The organism is Paraburkholderia sp. Clong3 (genome assembly GCF_050436485.1).
Taxonomy (GTDB): Bacteria; Pseudomonadota; Gammaproteobacteria; order Burkholderiales; family Burkholderiaceae; genus Paraburkholderia; species Paraburkholderia tuberum.
In genome coordinates, this window is record NZ_JBNDMH010000002.1 from 419,757 (window position 1) to 440,494 (window position 20,738).

General features: G+C 65.9%; 15 protein-coding genes and 1 pseudogene. 11 read left to right on the forward strand and 5 right to left on the reverse strand.

Going from position 1 to position 20,738, the window contains the following annotated elements; translation table 11 throughout:
* Positions 1 to 21 precede the first annotated feature (21 nt).
* Entirely contained in the window at positions 22 to 2,355 is a 2,334-nt protein-coding gene (locus OKW30_RS06265; RefSeq protein WP_429346276.1) for an FdhF/YdeP family oxidoreductase, read from the reverse strand.
* A gap of 151 nt (positions 2,356 to 2,506) precedes the next feature.
* Between OKW30_RS06265 and OKW30_RS06270 the strand changes: the two genes are divergently transcribed.
* Positions 2,507 to 3,940, forward strand: a complete 1,434-nt coding sequence (locus OKW30_RS06270) for a PLP-dependent aminotransferase family protein (protein WP_429346277.1) — start codon at positions 2,507 to 2,509, stop codon at positions 3,938 to 3,940.
* Positions 3,941 to 3,988: 48 nt separating this feature from the next.
* The gene (locus OKW30_RS06275) at positions 3,989 to 4,279 is read left to right on the forward strand and encodes a helix-turn-helix domain-containing protein (RefSeq protein WP_184063836.1); all 291 of its coding nucleotides are present in this window, start codon (positions 3,989 to 3,991) and stop codon (positions 4,277 to 4,279) included.
* A gap of 82 nt (positions 4,280 to 4,361) precedes the next feature.
* Here OKW30_RS06275 and OKW30_RS06280 read toward each other — a convergent pair whose 3' ends face one another.
* A complete protein-coding gene (locus tag OKW30_RS06280; protein WP_429347730.1) occupies positions 4,362 to 4,931 on the reverse strand; it encodes a lysozyme inhibitor LprI family protein in 570 nt (189 codons plus the stop codon).
* Between the two features lie 182 nt (positions 4,932 to 5,113).
* On the opposite strand from OKW30_RS06280, the pseudogene OKW30_RS06285 reads away from it, so the two are divergent.
* The 8 genes and pseudogenes from OKW30_RS06285 to OKW30_RS06320 form a co-directional block, all read left to right on the forward strand.
* Positions 5,114 to 5,206: pseudogene (locus tag OKW30_RS06285) on the forward strand (SH3 domain-containing protein); the annotation flags it as partial.
* A gap of 210 nt (positions 5,207 to 5,416) precedes the next feature.
* On the forward strand, positions 5,417 to 7,732 hold the full coding sequence (locus OKW30_RS06290; protein ID WP_429346278.1) for a putative bifunctional diguanylate cyclase/phosphodiesterase: 2,316 nt from the start codon (positions 5,417 to 5,419) through the stop codon (positions 7,730 to 7,732).
* 136 nt (positions 7,733 to 7,868) lie between these two features.
* A complete protein-coding gene (locus OKW30_RS06295) occupies positions 7,869 to 8,057 on the forward strand; it encodes a hypothetical protein (RefSeq protein ID WP_062129896.1) in 189 nt (62 codons plus the stop codon).
* A 169-nt stretch (positions 8,058 to 8,226) separates the two neighbouring features.
* On the forward strand, positions 8,227 to 9,624 hold the full coding sequence (locus OKW30_RS06300; RefSeq protein ID WP_429346279.1) for an FAD-containing oxidoreductase: 1,398 nt from the start codon (positions 8,227 to 8,229) through the stop codon (positions 9,622 to 9,624).
* A gap of 28 nt (positions 9,625 to 9,652) precedes the next feature.
* On the forward strand, positions 9,653 to 10,006 hold the full coding sequence (locus OKW30_RS06305; protein WP_429346280.1) for a cupin domain-containing protein: 354 nt from the start codon (positions 9,653 to 9,655) through the stop codon (positions 10,004 to 10,006).
* Positions 10,007 to 10,150: 144 nt separating this feature from the next.
* The gene (locus OKW30_RS06310; RefSeq protein WP_184022166.1) at positions 10,151 to 10,726 is read left to right on the forward strand and encodes a TMEM175 family protein; all 576 of its coding nucleotides are present in this window, start codon (positions 10,151 to 10,153) and stop codon (positions 10,724 to 10,726) included.
* Positions 10,727 to 10,728: 2 nt separating this feature from the next.
* On the forward strand, positions 10,729 to 11,535 hold the full coding sequence (locus tag OKW30_RS06315; protein WP_429346281.1) for a hypothetical protein: 807 nt from the start codon (positions 10,729 to 10,731) through the stop codon (positions 11,533 to 11,535).
* Positions 11,536 to 11,543: 8 nt separating this feature from the next.
* Positions 11,544 to 12,032 carry a metallophosphoesterase family protein gene (locus tag OKW30_RS06320; RefSeq protein ID WP_184070954.1) on the forward strand — a complete coding sequence of 163 codons (489 nt, stop codon included), beginning with the start codon at positions 11,544 to 11,546 and terminating at the stop codon, positions 12,030 to 12,032.
* A 66-nt stretch (positions 12,033 to 12,098) separates the two neighbouring features.
* On the opposite strand, the gene proP is transcribed toward OKW30_RS06320, so the two are convergent.
* From proP to argA, 3 genes are all read right to left on the reverse strand, one after another.
* A complete protein-coding gene (gene proP / locus OKW30_RS06325; RefSeq protein WP_090800879.1) occupies positions 12,099 to 13,568 on the reverse strand; it encodes a glycine betaine/L-proline transporter ProP in 1,470 nt (489 codons plus the stop codon).
* A 736-nt stretch (positions 13,569 to 14,304) separates the two neighbouring features.
* Positions 14,305 to 14,577, reverse strand: coding sequence for an oxidative damage protection protein (locus tag OKW30_RS06330; protein WP_026225286.1), 273 nt, complete (start codon positions 14,575 to 14,577; stop codon positions 14,305 to 14,307).
* A 74-nt stretch (positions 14,578 to 14,651) separates the two neighbouring features.
* A complete protein-coding gene (gene argA / locus OKW30_RS06335) occupies positions 14,652 to 16,040 on the reverse strand; it encodes an amino-acid N-acetyltransferase (protein ID WP_184070952.1) in 1,389 nt (462 codons plus the stop codon).
* Between the two features lie 23 nt (positions 16,041 to 16,063).
* On the opposite strand from argA, the gene hrpA reads away from it, so the two are divergent.
* Positions 16,064 to 20,725, forward strand: coding sequence for an ATP-dependent RNA helicase HrpA (hrpA, locus tag OKW30_RS06340; RefSeq protein ID WP_429346282.1), 4,662 nt, complete (start codon positions 16,064 to 16,066; stop codon positions 20,723 to 20,725).
* Positions 20,726 to 20,738 lie beyond the last annotated feature (13 nt).

Sequence of the window (20,738 nt, forward strand, 5' to 3'; positions counted from 1 at the left end):
GCGCGACAAACGGAGCTGACTTCAAGCCGCCAGTTCCGCGGCATCCTCCACCATCGACGCCGTCAACAACACCGGAATCGATTTCGACGTCGGCGTACCCGCGCCATCTGCGACCGAGGAGAGCGGCACCAGCGGATTCGTCTCCGGATAATAAGCGCCGAGGCAGCCGCGCGGAATGTCGTACTCGACGAGCAGAAAACCGTCCACGCGTCGCTCGATGCCATCGGCCCACACGCTCGTGATATCGACGCGCTGACCAGCCGCGAACCCGAGCATCGCGAGATCGTCCTTGTTGGCGAACAGCACGCGCCGCTGTCCGTAGACGCCGCGATAGCGATCGTCGAGACCGTAAATCGTCGTGTTGTACTGATCATGTGAGCGGGTGGTCATCAGCGTCATCAGGCGTTCGCCATGTTGCTTCTTCGCCTGGTGAATCGGCGTGTCGAGCGCGATCGCGTGGACGATGAACTGTGCCTTGCCGCTCGGCGTTTTCCAGATGCGATCGCGCGATGCGACGCCGAGATGGAAGCCGCCCGGCTTCTTCAGACGCTCGTTGTAGTCGTCGAAACCGTCGATCACCTTCGCGATGCCCTCGCGAATCAGCGCGTAGTCGGCCGCATGGGCGAGCCAGTCCACCTTGCCGCTGCCCAAAGTCGCATGCGCCATGCGCGCGACGATCGCCACTTCGGAAAGCAGATTGTCCGACGCCGGCTTGTTCATCCCATACGAGATGTGCACCATGCTCATCGAATCCTCGACGCTGACGCCTTGTGCCACGCCGTTCTGTACATCGATCTCGGTGCGTCCGAGCGTCGGCAGGATCAGCGCGTCGCGGCCATGCACGAGGTGGCTGCGATTGAGCTTCGTCGTCACGTGCACGGTCAGATCGCATGCGCGCATCGCGTCCCACGTGCGCGGCGTGTCCGGCGTCGCGATCGAGAAATTGCCGCCCAGCCCGATGAATACCTTCACCTTGCCGTCGAGCATCGCCTGAATCGTGTTGACGACGTCGAGTCCGTGCTCGCGCGGCGGCGCGAAGTCGTAGGCTGCGCCGAGCTTGTCGAGAAACGCTTCAGCAGGCTTTTCTTCGATACCGACGGTGCGGTCGCCCTGCACGTTCGAGTGGCCGCGCACCGGGCACAGCCCCGCGCCGCGCCGGCCGATATTGCCGCGCATCATCATCAGATTCGACAGCAGCTGTACCGTCGCGACCGAGTTCTTGTGCTGCGTGAGACCCATACCCCAGGTCGAAATCACCGCGCGGCCCTTCACGTAGATATCGGCGAGCTTCAGCACCTCATCGAGCGGCACGCCTGCCTCGGCGACGATCGTGTCCCAGCGCTCGGCGCGCAGATCGTCGGCGAAGGCAGCGAAGCCGACTGTGTGCTGGGCGATGAAGCCGAAGTCGAGCACGCGCTCGAGGCCCGACACGAGCGCTTCGTCATCCAGTTCGAGCACGCGTTTGGCGACGCCCTTGATCAGCGCGAAATCGCCGCCGACCTTCGGACGGATGAATACCGAGCTGATTTTCGTGCTGCCCATCGTCAGCATTTCGACCGGATGCTGCGGGCTCGCGAAGCGTTCGAGGCCGCGCTCCTTCAGCGGATTGATCGACACGATCGTGGCGCCGCGCTTCGCGCATTCGCGCAGCTCGCCGAGCATGCGCGGATGGTTGGTGGCCGGATTCTGGCCGAAGATCAGCAGCGTATCCGCGTGTTCGAAGTCATCGAGCGTGACCGTGCCCTTGCCGATGCCGACCGTGTGCGGCAGGCCACGGCTCGTCGCCTCGTGGCACATGTTCGAGCAATCGGGAAAATTGTTGGTGCCGTACATGCGCACGAACAGCTGGTACAGGAATGCGGCTTCGTTGCTCGCGCGGCCCGAGGTATAGAACGCAGCGCGGTCAGGATCGTCGAGACGCTTCAGATGGCTCGCGATCAGCGCGAACGCGTCGTCCCAGCCGATCGGCACATAGCGGTCGCGCGCGGCGTCGTAGACGAGCGGATCGGTCAGGCGGCCGTGCTGCTCGAGTTCGAAGTCGGATTGCGTCATCAGCTCCGTGACGCTGTGCCGCTCGAAGAACGCGGGCGTCACGCGCTTGCCGGTGGCCTCGGCGGCCACGGCCTTCACGCCGTTTTCGCAGAACTCGAATGTCGACGCATGCTCGCGATCCGGCCACGCGCAGCCGGGGCAGTCGAAGCCGTCAGGCTGGTTCTGCTTGAGCAGCGTGCGGTAGTTGCCGCCCGCGACCTTTTCCTTGAGCAGATTGATGGCGACATACTTCAGCGCGCCCCAGCCAGCGGCGGGGTGCTTGTACGGCTCGATGCGGGCTTCGGCTTGTGTTTCGTTCTTCATGACGTGGCGGTGGACAGATTCGACGGGCTTTACAGCCCAATGCTGGAGAGCGTACTGTGTTCCACAAACCACGTTGGATACAGAAAATTGGAAAGAATAGGAGTACAGTTGCGCGACGATGCCTGAAGCCGCCCGAATCCACCCGACTCGCATGAAGCTCTACGAAAAACTCGCCGACGAAATCACCGAAGCCGTGCGCCGCGGCGTGTTCGCGGCCGGCGAGCGGGTTGCGTCGGTGCGTCAGGCGAGCCAGCAGCACGGCGTCAGCATCAAGACGGTGCTGCACGCGTATGCGCTGCTGGAGAGCCGCGGCATCGTCGAGAGCCGGCCGCAGTCGGGCTATTTCGTGCGCGACGCGGCCGCGCGGGCGCTCGCGCCGGCGCCCGCCGCGGCCCGCGCGGGCCGCGAGTCCGCGCCGCCGCCAGTGCCCGCGACGGTCGATGTGAGCCGGCTCGTGCTGTCGACGCTACGCAGCATCCGCGCGCATGACGCCGTGCCGTTCGGCTCGCCGTATCCCGATCCGTCGCTGTTCCCGTGGCGGCGCATCAACCAGTACGCCAACGCGATCGCGCGGCGGCACGCGAGCTGGAATCTGATCGACGATCTGCCGCCGGGCAACCCCGAGCTGATCCGGCAGATCGCGCGGCGCTATGCGGAAAACGGTCTGCCGGTCGATCCGGGCGAAATCGTGATCACGCTCGGCGCGACCGAGGCGATCAACCTGAGCCTGCAGGCGGTCGCCAAGCCGGGCGACACCGTCGCGGTCGAGTCGCCGACCTACTACGCGATGCTGCACGCCATCGAGCGCCTCGGCATGCGCGCGATCGAGGTGGCGACGCATCCGGTCGACGGCATCGACATCGACGCGCTCGCGAAGGCGATCGCGCGGCAGAAGATCGCCGCGTGCATGGTGATGCCGAATTTCCAGAATCCGCTCGGCTTCTGCATGTCCGACGAGCGCAAGCGGCAACTGGTCGAACTGCTGGCCGCGCACGAGATTCCGGCGATCGAGAACGATGTCTACCAGGAGCTGTATTTCGGCGACACGCGGCCGTCGACGCTGAAGACCTTCGACACCCAAGGGCTCGTGCTGCACTGTGCGTCGTTTTCGAAAAGCCTGACGGCGTCGTACCGGATCGGCTGGGCGCTGCCGGGGCGCTATCGCGCGCAGGTCGAGAAGCTCAAGTTCCTGAATACGCTGACGACGCCGTCGGTGCCCCAGATCGCGGTCGCCGATTATTTGCGTCAGGACGGCTACGACCGCCATTTGCGGCACCTGCGCCGCGTGTACCGGCAGCAGGCGAGCATCATGAGCGCGCTGGTGCTGCGCTTTTTCCCGGTCGGCACGCGCGTGTCGACGCCGCGGGGCGGCTACGTGCTGTGGGTCGAGCTGCCCGTTGTGAGCGATTCGATGCGGCTTTATCAGGCAGCGCTCGAACGCGGGATCACGGTCGGGCCGGGGATGATGTTTTCGACGCGCAACGATTTTCGGCACTTCATCCGGCTCAACTACAGCTATCCGTGGACCGCGCAGGCCGAAGCGGCGTTGAAGACGCTCGGTGAGCTGGCTACGACGATGGCGTGACAGGCGCTACGGCGATGCAAAACGACACATCACGACAGGTAGACCGACATGGATGACGACGACATCGACCCGCAACTCGCCGCGATACTCGCGCAGCTATGGCGCGCGCATCGCGAGACACCCTGGCGCGCGTGGTCGCTCGCGAAGCTGTCGAAGCAGGCCGGCGTGCCGATGAGCAGCTTGCGGCGGCAATTGACGGCGCTCTCGGGAAGCGGTCTCGTCGATACGATGTGCCACGACGATGGCACCGGAGCCGCGTCGCTGAGTGAAATCGGCGCGCAGCTTTGCGCGGAGCTGTTCGGCACGAGCGAGGGCGGCGAGCCGTCGGCCGCCGGCTGAGCGTCCCGGCGCAACTGCCGCCGGCGCGCAATTGATCCGGCGCACGGGTTGATTGTTGTCGTAGTCAGCGCGTTCCGCCGTCTCATTGCCCGACGCTCGCCTGCACCTGCGGTTGTGATTGCGATGGCGCCATGTCCGCCGCCTCGAGCGTGGCCACGCCGCAGAACCAGTCGGCATCGCGCGGCTGATACTTCCACCGCTTGCCGGACTGCCCGATCACGCTCGCACACTGCTCGTTCACCACAAGGTCGGGCTGCGCGGCCGTGCATTGCAGCGTCGACGGGGCGGAGTGCGCATCCGCATCCACGGACGCCGCGTGCCGCGCGCCGCTCGGCAGGCTCGCCAGCAGTCGCTGCAATTCGTCGATACGCGTCGCGTACCACGTCCGCAGACACGCGGCGTCGCGGCAGTTCGCTTCGCGCCAGGCCCACTTGCTGTCGCTGTCGTCGATGAACGCGCGGCGCTGGGCGACTCGCCGCCGTGCCTTCCAGTAGAGTTGGCCCAACGTGTCGTCGAGCGTCGACAGGGCGGCGTCGCCGCAAATCATGCGCTCGGCCGGCGAGCGGCCGCGCTGGCAATCGAAGCTCGCAGCGTTGGCGTGCGGATGCGCGAGCAGCAGTCCGGCGATCAGGAGGGGGCGCAAGAGGGTCATCAGGGTCCGGGCGGTGCATCGGTTGATCATGCCGCCGATGATCGACCGGTCGCGCGCCTCGCGGACGTCCGAACAACGCGGGAATTCGGGCGGGTCGTTACCAGATGTTGCCGCGCGGGCTGCCGGCCCAGGTCGGCGCTCGCGCACCTTCGCGTGTCATGAAGTAGGCGCAACGTCTATATGTTGGCAGCGCGCAGTCACAGGCCTATACGAACAGCGGGTCCAACGTGCGCGCGGGCCCTGCGGCCGACTACCCGGTCGTCGCGCAACTGCCGGCCCAGCGTCGAGCCGCTGCGGCGCCTGCGGGCCACGAACAGACGGCGCCAGCACTGCCGTCGCCCGTCGTACCGGCATCAACCGATGCTGGCACGCCACACCGGAGCCGTCCGCACGCGATGCATGGCAGATTTTCACGCTGGACTTAGCGTAAACCCCGGTGTGCCGCGTACACTAACTTGCCGATGTTGGGTTTGGGGGGCGCAACTATGCTTTGCGAAGCAACATCACGTGGCACGACGACAGCTGCGTCGGAGGGCGGCCGCTACCGGCCGGAACGGGCCGAGGAGGTACTCGCGTCCGAGCGCAGCGTGTTGCGGCTGATCACCCGCAACACGCCGCTGCCTGAACTGCTCGACGAAGTCTGCCGTCGCGCCGAGGCGCTGCTCGGCGACGGCGCGTGCTGCTCGATCCTGCTGCTCGACCCGGACGGCGTGCATGTGCGCGTCGGCGGCGCGCCGTCGCTGCCGCCCGCGTACAGCGCCGCGATCGAGGGCGCGGCGATCGGTCCGCGCGTCGGCTCGTGCGGCACGGCGATGTTCGAGCGGCGTCTGGTGATCGTCGACGACATCGAATCCGATCCGCTGTGGGAAAACTTCCGCGATTTCGCGTTGCCGCACGGCTTGCGCGCATGCTGGTCCGTGCCCTTCGAAAACGACGCGGGCATCGTGCTCGGCGCGTTCGCCGTCTACTACCGCGCCACCCGCTGTCCGACCCCCGAAGAAGAGGCGATGCTGCGCGACATCGGCAGCAGCGTCGGCCTTGCGGTCCATCAGGACGTGATGGCGCAGCGCCTCGCGCATAGCGAGGAGCGTCACCGGCTGGTCGTCGATCATCTCAGCGAGGGCATCGTCGTGCAGTCGCGCACCGGCATCGTGCTCGCCTGCAATCCGAGTGCGCAGCGCATGCTGCACGTGACACCGGAGGTCGTCGGCAGCAGCATGCGGACCGTGATGACACGCGCGTTCGGCGAGGACGGCTCGGTCATCGGCGAAGTCAACCGTCCGGTCTCGCAGGTCTTTGCGACCGGCAAGCCGATGCTCGGCGTGACGGTCGGCCTCGAACTGATCGGCGGCGAAGTCGTGTGGATCACGCAGAACGTCGTGCCGATCCTGCGGCCCGGCGACAGCGAGCCGGACTCCGTGCTGATTTCGTTTTCCGACATCGGGCCGGTGCGCGAGGCGCAGCGCCAGCTGAAGTACCTCGCCACACGCGATTCGCTGACCGGCCTCTACAACCGCGCCTACCTGACCGAGCGGATGCGCGACCTGTTCGCGCCGCGCGCCGCCGGCGACCATGACGGCGAGCTCACCAGCGTCGCCGTGCTGTTCGTCGATCTCGACGGCTTCAAGAAGGTCAACGACACCGCCGGTCACGAAGCCGGCGACGCCTTGCTGTGCAGGGTCGCCGAACGGCTGTCGGCCTGCGTCGGGTGCGCCGACACGCTGGCGCGCGTCGGCGGCGACGAGTTCGTGATCGTCGCCAGTGCGTACGGCAATACCGGCGGGCTGATCGGCCTCGCGCACCGCATTCTGGACATGATCGCGGTGCCGTTCGCGGTGGCGGGCAACGAGTACTACCTGGGCGCGTCTATCGGCATCAGCCTGTTTCCCGAAGACGGCCAGGACGTCGCGACGCTGATGCGCAACGCCGATTCGGCGATGTATCACGCGAAGCAGCGCGGCCGCAACAACTTCCAGTTCTTCACCGCCGAGCTGAACCAGCATCTGCAGCGGCGTTTCACGATCGAACAGTCGCTGCGGCGCGCGCTCGCGGCCAACGAGCTGAGCCTCGTGTACCAGCCGATCGTCGATAGCCAGAGCGGCCGCACGATCGGTGCGGAAGCGCTGCTGCGCTGGTACAACAGCGAGCTTGGCAACGTGTCGCCGGGCGAATTCATTCCGGTCGCCGAGGATGCCGGGCTGATCGTCGAGATCGGCGACTGGGTGCTCGAGCACGCCTGCCAGCAGGTCGCGCAGTGGCGGCGCTCGCTCGCGCCGCATCTGATCGTCGCGGTCAATCTGTCGCCGCGGCAGTTCAACGACGGGCTGCTCGAGCGCATCGAACGTTGTCTTGCGCAGTCCGGGCTCGAACCGGCCGCGCTCGAACTCGAGATCACCGAGCGGTTGCTGATGAGCGACAGCGATACCGTGCTGCCGATGCTGAGCGCGCTGAACGCAATGGGCGTGCGCGTCTCGGTCGACGATTTCGGCACCGGTTATTCGTCGCTGTCGTACCTGAAGCGCTTTCCGCTGCATAACCTGAAAATCGACCGGTCGTTCGTCGCGGGGCTGCCCGATCATCGCGATTCGGTCGCGATCACCCAGGCGGTCGTCGCGATGGCGCACTCGCTCGGCATGAACGTCACCGCCGAGGGCGTCGAGACCGCCGAGCAGGCGGCGTTCCTGCGCGCGATCGATTGCGACAAGCAGCAGGGCTATCTGTACAGCCGGCCGGTCGGCGCGAGCGCGTATGCGCGCACGCTGTACGACGCGAAGCTGATCGGCATGGCGAAGGCGTCCTGACGCGATTGTTCAGATTGCCGAACAAGTGACTTCGCGTTGCCGCTATTTATCGGCGGCGACGCACTCCCTAAAATTCCCCCATCGAAACATTATTGGTGCGCGGTGCCGAAGCGGCGCCCCGCGTTTGGGGGTCGTCATGTCAGAGTTGATCAGAAACCAGCTTTACCGGCCAGCGGTCGTACTGCCGATGGTCGCGCTGATGCAGGTGATGGTGTCGCAGGACTTCAATCTCGGCCAGGTCGGCTGGGTGTTCGCGGCGCGCGGCGCGCAGGCCGCACTGCAACGTTCGCGCGAGTTGATTTGCGCGGTTCATTGCCACGCCTGAGATTTCCCGCGCAGCATACGCAGTAATCCCAACTGATTGGCGCCGCCTCGCGCGCGGCGCGTGGGAAGACGGGCCGTCGCCAAAGCGCCCGCACAATCAGACATGACATGGCAGCGCGTGGCACTAAGCGTAAGATGCTACGACCTGCACCCAGCCGGGGAGAGTTGCCATGCCACAGCACTTCGACGCAGTCGTGATCGGTACGGGACAAGGCGGTTCGCCGCTCGCCGTGCGCCTCGCTCAAAGCGGGCGCCGCACCGCGGTGATCGAACGCGCGGAGTTTGGCGGCACTTGCGTGAACGTCGGCTGCACGCCGACCAAATCCTATGTGGCGAGCGCCCGCGCGGCGCACGTGGCGCGCCATGCGGCGGAGCTCGGCGTGCAGGTGGGTTCAGTGGGCGTCGATCTGGCGGCCGTGAAGGCGCGCAAGGACCGGATTATCGGAGAGTCGCGCAGCGGCGTCGAAAAATGGCTGCGCGGCACGGAAAACATCACGGTGTTCAACGGCCACGCGCGCTTCACCGGCGCGCGCACGCTCGCTATCTGCGGGCGCGACGGGCAATTGCTGAACGAGCTCAGCGCGTTCGAAATCTTCATCAACACCGGCACGCGCGCCGTCGTGCCGCCGCTCGAAGGCATCCAGCGGATTCCGTACTACACGAACTCGACGCTGCTCGAACTGACCGCGTTGCCGGATCATCTGGTGATCGTCGGCGGCAGTTATATCGCGCTCGAATTCGCGCAGGTGTTTCGCCGCTTCGGGAGCCGCGTCAGCGTGCTCGTGCGCGGCGAGCGCGTGTTGAACCGCGAGGATGCCGATTTCGCGGAGTCGGTGCAGAAGGTGCTCGCGCGCGAGGGCGTCGAGTTTCATTTCGGCGTGCAGCCGACGCGCGTCGAGCCGCATGCGCATCGCGCGAACGACGTGTGCATCGGCTTCGAGCAGAACATCCCGGCCATGGAGGCGTCGCACCTGCTGTTGGCCACCGGCCGCAGGCCGAACACCGACGACCTCGGCCTCGACGTCGCCGGCATCGAGACCGACCGGCACGGCACGATCATCGTCGACGGCCAGCTGCGCACCAGCGTGCCGGGCGTGTGGGCGATCGGCGACGTGAACGGTCGCGGCGCGTTCACGCATACGTCCTACGACGACTACCAGATCGTCGCGGCGAACCTGCTCGACGGCGGCGCGCGCAGCGTCGACACGCGGATCATGACGTATGCGGTGTTCGTCGACCCGCCGCTCGCGCGCGTCGGCATGTCCGAGCAGGAGGTGCGCAACAGCGGCCGCGAAGCGCTGATCGCGACGATGCCGATGTCGCGCGTGGGCCGTGCGCGCGAGCGTGGCGAGACCGACGGCTTCATGAAGGCGCTCGTCGATGCGAACAGCAAACAGATACTCGGCGCGGCAATTCACGGCATCGAGGGCGACGAGGCGATCCATACGTTCGTCGACATCATGACCGCGGGCGCGCCGTATCCGACTTTGCAATACGCGATGCACGTGCATCCGACCATCAGCGAGCTGGTGCCGACGCTGCTCGATGGGCTCAAGCCGATGCAATGAACTGTCTTGACGCTGGCGCGACACGCTGATGACAAGCTCGCTCAAACCCGCACGTAACAGCGGCAATCTGTTCGACATCGTCGCGCAGTTGGGGACGACGCCCGAGGAGCAGGTCGACGCGCTCGTCGAGCGGGGCGGCGTGACGATCGAGCGGATCGTCTCGACCGGGCAGGCGAGTCCGCCCGGTTTCTGGTACGACAGCCCGCGCGCCGAATGGGTCGTGCTGCTCACCGGCGCGGCGATGCTCGAATTCGACGGCGACCCCCAACCGCATCCGATGAAGCCCGGCGATCACGTGCTGATCGAGGCGCATTGCCGCCACCGCGTCGCATGGACGAGCGACACCGAGCCGAGCGTGTGGCTCGCCGTCCATTATCCGTGAGCCGCGGCGGATCGAGCCATCCGCGCGGCCGGCTCTCGCGCATCGACAAATCCTCACACCTTCACCGATAATCGGCAGCGGCGCGGCCCGCGCGCAAGGCGAAGGCGGGCTGTGCGCCCCACCGCATCGATCTTCGGGACTCGCATGGGCAAGGGACGCGTCGAAGCCTTCAGCGATGGCGTAATCGCCATCATCATCACGATCATGGTGCTCGAGCTGAAGGTGCCCGAAGGCCACGATCTCGCGGCGCTGCGCCCGGTCGTACCGGTGTTCTGCGCATACGTGCTGAGCTTCGTCTACGTCGGCATTTACTGGAACAATCACCATCACATGTTCCATGCGGTGCAGAAGGTCAACGGCAAGGTCTTGTGGGCGAACCTGCATCTGCTGTTCTGGCTATCCCTCTTGCCGGCCGTGACGCACTGGGTCGGCGAAAACCATCTGGCCGCGTGGCCGACCGCGATGTACGGCATCGTGCTGTTCATGGCGGCGATCGCGTATTTCATCCTGACGCGCACGCTGATTTCGCAGCATGGACACGACTCGACGCTGGCCAAAGCGCTCGGCAACGACTTCAAGGGCAAGGTCTCCGTCGTCATTTACCTGACCGGCATCGGGCTCGCGTTCGTCGTGCCGTGGGCGTCGGCCGTGCTGTACGCGCTTGCCGCCGCGTGGTGGTTCGTACCGGACCGTCGCATCGAACACGTGCTGGAGGCCTGAGCATGCTGCTCGCGCTGAAGCTCGTGCTGGTGCCGGCCTTTCTCGCCGCGCTGACGGCGGCCGCGCGCGTCTGGGGGCCGTCGGTCGCGGGATGGCTCGCGGGACTGCCGGTCGTCGCCGGACCGATCATGCTGCTGCTCGCAGTCGAGCACGGGCCGGCGTTCGCGGCGCAGGCGTCGGCGGCGTCGGTTGCGGCGATCGCCGCATCCGAGGCATTCAATCTTGCTTATGGATGGAGCTGCCGACGCTTCGACTGGCCGCTCGCACTGGTCGCGGGCATGGCCGGGTGGCTCGGCGCGGGACTGCTGATCGTGCGGATGCCCGGCTCGCTTGGGTGGGCGCTGGCGGCGGCGTGCGCGGCCGTCGCGGTGTCGCAGAGCTGCTTGCCGCGCGCGACGGGCCATGTGCCGGCGGCGCGCGTCGGGCGTGCGGATCTGGCCGTGCGGATGCTCGCGGGCGCATTGCTGACGCTCGCGGTGACGGCTGCTTCGGCATCGATGGGCGCCGCGTGGAGTGGCGTGGTGTCGGTGTTTCCGCTGCTCGGCATCGTGCTCGCGGTGTCGGCGCAGCGTGCGCATGGCGCGGACTTCGTGGCGCTCTTGATGCGCGGCATGGTGGTCGGGCGCGGCTCGTTCGCGGCGTTCTTCGCGGTGACGGCGATGCTGCTGCCGCAGTACGGTGTGGCGACGGGGTTTGCGTGCGCGGCGGTGGTGTCGGTCGTCGTGCAGGGGTTGACGCGGCGCCTGCTGGCTGGGCAGCGCCGTGCTCAGGCGGCGGCGCGAGAGCTGGCGCAGCCGCAGACGGAGTGAGACTGCGCATGGCTTCACGTCGCTCACCTTCGACCGCTACCCGCATCGGGCTCATCTCGGATACGCACAACCTCGTGCGTCCCGAAGCGTTGCGCTATCTCGACGGCTGCGACGCGATCATTCACGCGGGCGATATCTGCAACCCGGACGTGCTCGACGCGCTCGCGCGGATCGCGCCGCTGACCGCGGTGCGCGGCAACAACGATACCGGTGACTGGGCCGCGTCTCTACCGACGCATGCGCGGCTGACGATCCAGCAGGTGACGATTCTGGTCGTCCACGACATCGCCGAGCTGGGCTGCGTGCCGCAGCACGATGGCATTCGCGTCGTGGTGAGCGGCCACTCGCACAAGCCGTCGATCGCCGAGCGCGACGGCGTGCTGTACGTCAATCCGGGCAGCGCGGGGCCGCGGCGCTTCAAGCTGCCGGTGTGCGCGGGCATGCTGACCGTCGAAGGCGCGCAGGTTGGCGCGACGTTCGATTCGCTGCTGACGTAAAAAAGCGGGCCGGCGAATGTCGCCGGCCCGCTTCAGAAACTACGCCTGGCGTGATGACTGCGCAGGTCAGGCACGCGCGGTCGCAGCCGCCGCGAACCGTTCATCCATCTCCTCGGCCTCGCGCTCACCGCGCAGCACCGCGTGCGCTTCAGCGCGCGTCGCGACGCACGGACCTGAGCCGAGCAGCGGCTTGCGCGCGGTTTCGCGCAACGCGAGTACCGACACGATGCCGATCAGCGATGCGCCCATCAGGTAGTAGGCGGGCATCATCAGATTGCCGGTCCGGTCGACGAGCCATGCGGTCACGAGCGGCGTCGTGCCGCCGAACAGCGACACCGAGATATTGAAGCCGATCGCGAGCGCGCCGTAGCGGATCCGGGTCGGGAACAGCGCCGGCAGCGCCGACGGCATCACCCCGGTGAAGCACGACAGCAGCACGCCGAGAATCATCAGACCGCCGAACACCGGCAGCACCGTGCCCATCCGGATCAGCAGCAGCGCGGGAATCGACAGCGCGAACAGACCGACGCAGCCGAGCAGCATCACGGGCTTGCGGCCGATCGCATCGGACAGACGGCCGGCGGCGAGCGTCATCGGCATCATCAGGATCATCACGAGCAGCACGAGGAACAGACCGTGCGTTTCGTTGAAGTGCAGCGTGGCGGACAGATAGCTCGGCAGATACGACAGCGCCATATAGTCGGTCACGTTGAAAATCAGCACGAGGCCGACACACAGCAGCAGCGGCTTCCACTGCTGCACGAGCAGCTGGCGCAACGACTGGCTGGGCAGCGCGCGGTCCTCGGCTTCGCGCTCTTCGGCCTGTTTCTTGAACGCGGGCGTTTCCTCGAGCTTCATGCGGATGTACAAACCCACCAGGCCGAGCGGTCCGGCGATCAGGAATGGTACGCGCCAGCCCCAGGACAGCAGCGCGTCGTTCGACAGCGTCGCCGTCAGCAGCGCGACCGTGCCCGCGCCGAGCACGTAGCCGATCAACGTGCCGAACTCGAGAAAGCTGCCCATGAAGCCGCGGCGCTTGTCGGTCGAGAATTCGGCGATGAAGGTCGCGGCGCCGCCGTATTCGCCGCCGGTCGAGAAGCCCTGCACGAGGCGCGCAAGCAGCAACAGCGCCGGCGCGAGAATGCCGATCGTCGCGTAGTTGGGGATCAGGCCGATCGCGAAGGTGCCCGCGGCCATCATGATCATCGTCATTGCCAGCACGCGCTGACGGCCGATGCGGTCACCGAGCGGCCCGAATACCATGCCGCCGATCGGCCGCACGAGAAACGCCGCGGCAAACGTGCCGAAGGTCGCAATGAGTTGCGCCGAAGGGCTCGACGAGGGGAAGAACACCTTGCCGAGCGTGACCGCGATGTAGCTGTACACGCCGAAATCGAACCATTCCATCGCGTTGCCGAGCGCCATGGCGCCGACGGCCCGTTTCAGGAGGGAGTGATCGACGACGGTGATGTCGTCGAGGGAAAGACGCTGTTCCGGTTTGTGATGTCGCCAGAAGCCGTTGCTGGAAGCGGTCAAGGTTGAAACTCCAATGACTGCGACGAAACTCGTGATGCGTTCCGCCACGGTTGCCGGAAAGTGTAATTTCGTGAGCAAGGCGAGGCTGTTCGCGGCACCGGTTATCCGGCGGCGCAACGGATGGCGAAAAGAAGCAAACGCCCGTGCCTCGCGGTAAGTTCGCGAAAAAACACTCGACTAGATCGTGCTGACTGTTGCACCTGCGTGGCCGTGGAAGGGGGGCAGATGCATGAGGGACGCGGGGCTGGCGGGAAACTGACCCATGCGCCACTGAAGGCTTGAAACGAAAAAGGCCGGTCTTGAATTTTCCGCTTTAGGCGGGGAAACGACCGACGAGCCTTCTTGTTTAAAAACAGTTCAATTCAGGAGGGCGCGTGCGCGGACAAACACACGATGAACCAACTTGAAAGAACACGAATGAAGGTGAATTGCGGCTGAAACGAGGGCACATGTTAGCACGATGCCAGAGGATCATGCAAATCGGTGGTGCGAGGTAGGGCCGCCAATGTGACTCGAACCGTTGCGGGACGGGAGACTTGGCGGGGTCGGAACGGCCCTGAAAAACGGACCGCTTAGAACATTGGCGAGCGCTTTTTTTGAGGCGAAGACGATGCGAGCGGCGGGCGCGATGCGCGGCCGATGTTGGTGCGAAAAAAATCCGCGCTCGCGGCGCGGATTGTGGGCGTGCGTTCATCCGGTTCGGGCGACACGTTGTGTCGTCCCGGACGAGGCAAGCTCAGGCCGACGGCGGCACGTAGCCCGACGCGGTATCCGCGCCTTCGCCGAAGAAGAACTTTTCGGTCTGCTTCATCAGATACTGCCGCGCGCGCGGATCGGCCATGTTCAGGCGGTTTTCGTTGATCAACATGGTCTGCTGCTTCAACCAGCTCTGCCAGGCTTCCTTCGAGATACTTTCGTAGATCCGCTTGCCGAGTTCGCCCGGCAGCGGCGGGAAATCGAGGCCTTCGGCTTCCTTGCCGAGCTTCGCGCATTGAACCATACGAGTCATGCTGTGCTTCTCCTGTAATCGATGTGGGGCGGGCAGACGCCGGTTCGGATCAGATGGGGGCGATCACGAAGTACTCAAAGCTGTTTCATCAGCACGAGCGATTTGCGCTGCCAGTTATAGAGTCGGCGGCGGTCTTCGGGCAAGTCGTCGACCGTAACCTTGACGAAGCCGCGCTTCAGGAACCAGTGTTCGGTGCGCGTGGTGAGCACGAAAATGCGCGTGAGGCCGCGTGCCCGCGCGCGCTGTTCGATGCGCTTGAGCAGGCGCTCGCCGTCGCCGGTGCCTTGAGCTTCGGGCGCGACGGTCAGGCACGCCATTTCGCCGATGCGCTCCTGCGGATACGGATACAGCGCCGCGCAGCCGAACAGCACGCCGTCGTGCTCGATCACCGAGAAATGGTCGATATCGCGTTCGATCTGGTGACGGCCGCGCCGTACCAGCGTGCCGTCTGTTTCGAGCGGCTCGATCAGCGCGAGAATGCCGCCGACGTCGTCCGGCGTTGCTTCGCGCAGGCTTTCGAGGTTCTCGTACGAAATCATCGTGCCGACGCCATCGTGCAGGAACAGTTCGAGCAGCAGGCTGCCGTCGAGCGCGTACGGGATGATGTGCGCCCGCGGCACGCCGCCTCGGCAGGCGCGGATCGAATGCTTCAGGTAGAACGCGGCGTCGCCGGTCACTTCGCCGCTTTCGTGCAGCTTGTAGGCGTCGTCGAGCGACAGTTCGCGGATCAGCTCGGTGCCGCTTTCGCCGGTTTCCATCAGGCCCGGCGTTTCGGTCAGGAACACGATCTTGTCGGCGCGCAGCGCGATCGCCGCGGCCGAGGCCACGTCTTCCATCGACAGATTGAATGCCTCACCGGTGGGCGAGAAGCCGAGCGGCGACAGCAGCACGAGCTTGCGGCTCGCAAGCGAGTGTCGGATCGAATCCGCGTCGATCTTGCGCACGAGGCCCGTGTGCTGGAAGTCGACGCCGTCCAGAATGCCGACGGGGCGCGCCGTCACGAAGTTGCCCGATACGACGCTGATGTGCGCGTGCGCCATTGGCGTGTTCGGCAGACCCTGGCTGATCGCGGCTTCGATGTCGAGACGCACTTCGCCGGCCGCCTCCTTCGCGGACTCGAGCGCGCGCGCGTCGGTGATGCGCATGCCGTGTGAAAACTCCGATTCGACGCCGTGCAGGCTCATCTGCTCCTCGACCTGCGGGCGCGAGCCATGCACGAGCACGATCTGGATGCCCATTGCCTGCAGCAGCGCGATGTCGGACACGAGCGCATTCAGCAGCCCCTGATGCACCACTTCGCCGCCGAAACCCACGACGAATGTCTTGTTTCGGAACGCGTGGATATACGGGGCGACGGAACGCATCCAGTCGACGAATTGCGCGTGCTGGGCGAGGGTTTCCGGCGAGTCGGCGGGGGCCGGGACGCTCGCGGGCGCGGGGACGAGGTCGGTTTGGGAATTCATGCCGGGGATTATAATGCGCCCCCATGTCGAATGTACCCAAAAGTCCCGCTGGGGCGAACGAGAAACCGGCGTCGGCCGGCGAGCCGGCCAACCCCGGCGACACGATGCGCCGCCCAGCGCAGGATGCGAAACCCGATCAGGCGCGTGACGCGCGTCGGGGGGCGGGCGCGTCTGCGCGAAAGGTGCCGCCTGAAGGGGGCGGTGCAGGTCGAAAAGGTCGCGAAGAGCACGCTGGCGCGAGTGACGAACGGCGCGGTGAATCCCGCGATGAATCGGATGACGCGTCTGGTGCGAAGCGGGGCGGTGGGGCTCGTGGCGAGCAACGTGGCGCTTCGTTGAGCGAGCAGCTTGGCCAATTCCGTACTGCGCTTCATAACGCGGCCCGTGAGCAGCAGAGCGATGGGCCGCAAAGCGGGCAGAGGGGCGGGCCGCAAGGCGAGCGCCGCAATACGCCTTCGGCCGCGCCTCGCGGTGAGCATGGCCAGCAGGCTCGCGACGAGGGAGGTGATGCGCGGCAAAGCGAGCAGCGCAATGAAATCCGCGACGCGCACTCGGACACGCCTCGTGTTGAACAGCGTCGTGCGTCTCGCAACGAACAGGGAGATCGCGGGCCACGTAGCGAGCAACGCGGATCGACCCGCGGCGAGCAACGTCACGGATCGCGCGACAAACAATCGGGCGAGCCGCGCAAGGAACAACCTCGCCCGCCGCGCGAAGCGCGGCTGTTGCGGGTCGTCGAGCCGAATCCGATTCCACCGGTCACGTTCCCCGAAGCGCTTCCTGTCTCCGGTCGTCGCGACGAGATCGCGCGGGCGATCGCGCAGAATCAGGTCGTGATCGTGTCGGGCGAAACCGGCTCGGGCAAGACCACGCAGTTGCCGAAAATCTGCCTCGCGCTTGGCCGTGGTCTCGGTGCCGGCGGCAATGGTCTGATCGGCCATACGCAGCCGCGCCGGATCGCCGCGTCGGCGACCGGGCGCCGTATCGCCGAGGAACTCGGCACGCCGTTCGGCGAAGTGGTCGGCTATAAGGTGCGCTTCAACGACAACCTCGCGCCGGGCGCATCGGTCAAGCTGATGACCGACGGCATTCTGCTTGCGGAAACGCAGACTGATCCGCTGCTGAAAGCCTACGACACGCTGATCATCGACGAAGCACACGAGCGCAGCCTCAACATCGATTTTCTGCTCGGCTACCTGAAGGAGATTCTTCCCAAGCGTGCCGACCTGAAGCTGATCGTCACCTCGGCGACAATCGACGCCGACCGTTTTGCGCGTCATTTCGGCAGCGACGACAAACCCGCGCCGGTGATCGAAGTGAGCGGCCGGATGTATCCGGTCGAGGTACGTTACCGTCCGGTCGTCGAGGACAGCCCGGCGGTCAAGGCGGCGCAAGGGACCTCGGGTGCAACCTCGTCTGGCCGCGAGCGCCCGAAGACGCAGCGCGAGACTGATCGTGATCTGATGGAGGCGATCGTCGACGCCGTCGACGAACTGTGCCGCGAAGGCCCCGGCGACGTACTGGTATTCCTGCCCGGCGAGCGCGAGATTCGCGACGCCGCCGAGGCGCTGCGCAAACATCATCCGCCCCGCACGGAGATCCTGCCGCTGTTCGCGCGGCTCTCGGCCGCCGAGCAGGAGCGCGTGTTCCGCGCGTCGAACGCGCGCCGCATCGTGCTCGCGACCAACGTCGCCGAAACTTCGCTGACGGTACCCGGCATCCGCTACGTGGTCGACACGGGCCTTGCGCGCGTGAAGCGCTACTCGTATCGCAACAAGGTCGAGCAGTTGCAGGTCGAGTCGATTTCGCAGGCCGCCGCGAACCAGCGCGCGGGGCGTTGCGGCCGGGTCGCCGATGGCATCTGCATTCGTCTGTATGAGGACAGCGACTTCCAGGGCCGCGCGCGCTTCACCGATCCGGAAATTCTGCGCTCGTCGCTTGCTTCGGTGATTCTGCGCATGAAGTCGCTGCATCTGACGGCGATCGAAACCTTCCCGTTTATTGAACCGCCGCCGGGCCGTGCGATTTCCGATGGCTACCAGTTGCTCAACGAGCTCGGCGCCGTCGACGACGACACCCACCTGACGCCGCTCGGCCGCGAACTCGCGCGACTGCCGCTCGATCCGCGCGTCGGCCGCATGATCCTCGCCGCGCGCGACCAGCAGGCGCTGAAGGAAGTGCTGATCATCGCGAGTGCGCTGTCCGTGCAGGACCCGCGCGATCGCCCGATCGAAGCGCAGGAGCAGGCGGACCAGGCGCATCGCCGGTTCGCCGACGAGCGCTCCGAATTCCTGCAGTGGCTGAAGATCTGGAACTGGTTCGACGAAGCGATCGCGCACAAGAAATCGAACCGGCAGCTGCAGGACGAGTGCCGCAAGAACTTCCTGTCGCAACTGCGGCTGCGCGAATGGCGCGACGTCCACTCGCAGCTGCTGACGGTGGTGCGCGAGCACGGCTGGCGGCTGAACGAAGCGGAGGCAACATTCGAGCAGATCCATCTGGCGCTGCTGACCGGTCTGCTCGGCAACATCGGCCTGAAAGCCGACGACGAGCCGTACTACCTCGGCGCGCGTGGCATCAAGTTCTATTTGTGGCCCGGCTCGGCGCTCGTGAAAAAGGCAGGCAAGTGGGTGATGGCCGCCGAGCTCGTCGAAACGAGCCGTCTGTACGCGCGCTGTATCGCGAAAATCGAGCCGGAGTGGGTCGAGAAGGTCGGCGCGCATCTGCTCAAGAAGTCGTTGTCCGAGCCGCATTGGGAAAAGCGCGCGGCGCAGGTGTCCGCGTTCGAGCGCGCGATGCTGTACGGCCTGCCGATCTATCACCGGCGGCGCGTCGCATTCGGCAAGCAGGACCCGGCGCGGGCGCGCGAGCTGTTCATTCGCGGTGCGCTTGTTGAAGGGGAGTTCGACACGAAGCTTGCGTTCTTCGCGCACAACCGCAAGCTGCTCGCCGACATCGAGCAGCTCGAGCACAAGTCGCGCCGCCAGGACGTGCTGGTCGACGACGAATTGATCTACGCGTTCTACGATCAGGCGCTGCCGGACGGCATCCATACCGGCGCCGCGTTCGAGCGCTGGTATCGCGACGAGGTCGAAAAGAGCGGCCAGGCGGAGGACAAGCTGCGGCTGTTGTATTTGTCCCGAGACGATCTGATGCGGCACGAGGCGGCGGGTGTCACGACGGATCTGTTCCCTAAGCGGCTGACGATGGCGGGCATCGAGATGGCGCTGACCTATCACTTCGAGCCGGGCACGCCGCGCGACGGCGTGACGCTCGCAGTGCCGCTGTACGCGCTGAACCAGGTCGACGCGCGCCGCTGTGAGTGGCTCGTGCCCGGGATGCTGAAAGAAAAGGCGCAGATGCTGCTGAAGTCGCTGCCGCAAAAGCTGCGTCGGCATTGCGTGCCGCTCCCCGAGTACGCGGCGGGCTTCGCCGAACGGCACGGCGCACAGCGCTTCGGAGGAGGAGGCTTGCTCGAGGCGCTGATCGCCGACCTGCGCGAGCAGACCCAGGTCACGATGAAGCAGTCCGACTTCAAGCTCGAGACGCTGCCCGCACATCTGTTCATGAACTTCAAGGTCATCGACGAACATGGCCGGCAACTCGCGATGGGGCGAAATTTGTCGCAACTGCGCGCCGAGCTCGGCGCTCAGGCGCAGCAGCATTTCCAGAAGCTCGTTTCGGGCGCGGCGGGCGCCGCCTTGGCCGACGCGGGCGGCGGCGGTGTTGCGGCACCTGCACGCTCTCCAGATTTGGCTCGGAGTGGCGCGTTGCCCGGCAAGGGCGCGGCCGCGCCGCAACCCGCGACACCCGAAGGCGCACCAGCCACCGCGCTCTATGAAAACCTGACCACGTGGAATTTCGGCAAGTTGCCCGAGTTGCTCGAAATTCGCCGTGGTGGTCAGACGCTGTTTGGCTACCCGGCGCTCGTGGACCGTGGCACCCATTGCGACGTCGAGGTGTTCGATTCGCCGGAAGAAGCCGCGCGGATTCATCGGGCGGGCTTGCGTCGGCTCTTCGCGCTGCAGTTGAAGGAGCCAATCAAGTATCTGGAGAAGAATCTGCCGGGCCTGCGCGAAATGGCCATGCAGTTCATGCCGCGCGGCACGCAGGAGGAACTGCGCGATCAGCTGATCGACACCGCACTCGACCGCGCGTGTCTGCAGGATCCGCTGCCCGACGACGATGCGAGCTTCCATGTCCGCCGCGACGAAGGGCGTAGCCGCCTCACGTTGCTCGCGCAGGAAATTTCGCGGCTGGTCGGTCAGATTCTTGGCGAATACGCGAGCCTGACGAAGAAGCTCCTGCAGGCGAAGCCATTCGCGGCCGCGTACACCGATCTGCAGAATCAGCTCGATGCGCTGATCGGCAAGCGTTTTGTCGTCGATACGCCGTATGCCCAACTCGCACATTTCCCGCGTTATCTGAAGGGGATGGCGCTGCGTATCGACAAGCTGCGCGCGGACGCCATACGCGACTCGCGCCAGTTCGCCGAATTCCAGCCGCTGCTGCAGCACTATCAGCGCGCGGTGTCGCAGCGCGGCGGCGTCGTGGATCCGCGGCTTGCGGAATTCCGCTGGCTGCTCGAAGAATTGCGCATCTCGCTGTTTGCGCAGGAGTTGCGCACCCCGATGCCGGTTTCGGTGAAGCGCCTGCACAAGGTGTGGGAGTCGATGCAGCGCTAAAGCCAGGGCGCTC

Coding starts and splice junctions, on each gene's coding strand:
- OKW30_RS06270 (WP_429346277.1), top strand. CDS start 2,507: ATGAAGCTCTACGAAAAACTCGCCGACGAAATCACCGAAGCCGTGCGC.
- OKW30_RS06300 (WP_429346279.1), top strand. CDS start 8,227: ATGCCACAGCACTTCGACGCAGTCGTGATCGGTACGGGACAAGGCGGT.
- OKW30_RS06290 (WP_429346278.1), top strand. CDS start 5,417: ATGCTTTGCGAAGCAACATCACGTGGCACGACGACAGCTGCGTCGGAG.
- OKW30_RS06280 (WP_429347730.1), bottom strand. CDS start 4,931: ATGACCCTCTTGCGCCCCCTCCTGATCGCCGGACTGCTGCTCGCGCAT.
- OKW30_RS06275 (WP_184063836.1), top strand. CDS start 3,989: ATGGATGACGACGACATCGACCCGCAACTCGCCGCGATACTCGCGCAG.
- OKW30_RS06320 (WP_184070954.1), top strand. CDS start 11,544: ATGGCTTCACGTCGCTCACCTTCGACCGCTACCCGCATCGGGCTCATC.
- OKW30_RS06330 (WP_026225286.1), bottom strand. CDS start 14,577: ATGACTCGTATGGTTCAATGCGCGAAGCTCGGCAAGGAAGCCGAAGGC.
- argA (WP_184070952.1), bottom strand. CDS start 16,040: ATGAATTCCCAAACCGACCTCGTCCCCGCGCCCGCGAGCGTCCCGGCC.
- OKW30_RS06315 (WP_429346281.1), top strand. CDS start 10,729: ATGCTGCTCGCGCTGAAGCTCGTGCTGGTGCCGGCCTTTCTCGCCGCG.
- hrpA (WP_429346282.1), top strand. CDS start 16,064: ATGTCGAATGTACCCAAAAGTCCCGCTGGGGCGAACGAGAAACCGGCG.
- OKW30_RS06295 (WP_062129896.1), top strand. CDS start 7,869: ATGTCAGAGTTGATCAGAAACCAGCTTTACCGGCCAGCGGTCGTACTG.
- OKW30_RS06305 (WP_429346280.1), top strand. CDS start 9,653: ATGACAAGCTCGCTCAAACCCGCACGTAACAGCGGCAATCTGTTCGAC.
- OKW30_RS06265 (WP_429346276.1), bottom strand. CDS start 2,355: ATGAAGAACGAAACACAAGCCGAAGCCCGCATCGAGCCGTACAAGCAC.
- OKW30_RS06310 (WP_184022166.1), top strand. CDS start 10,151: ATGGGCAAGGGACGCGTCGAAGCCTTCAGCGATGGCGTAATCGCCATC.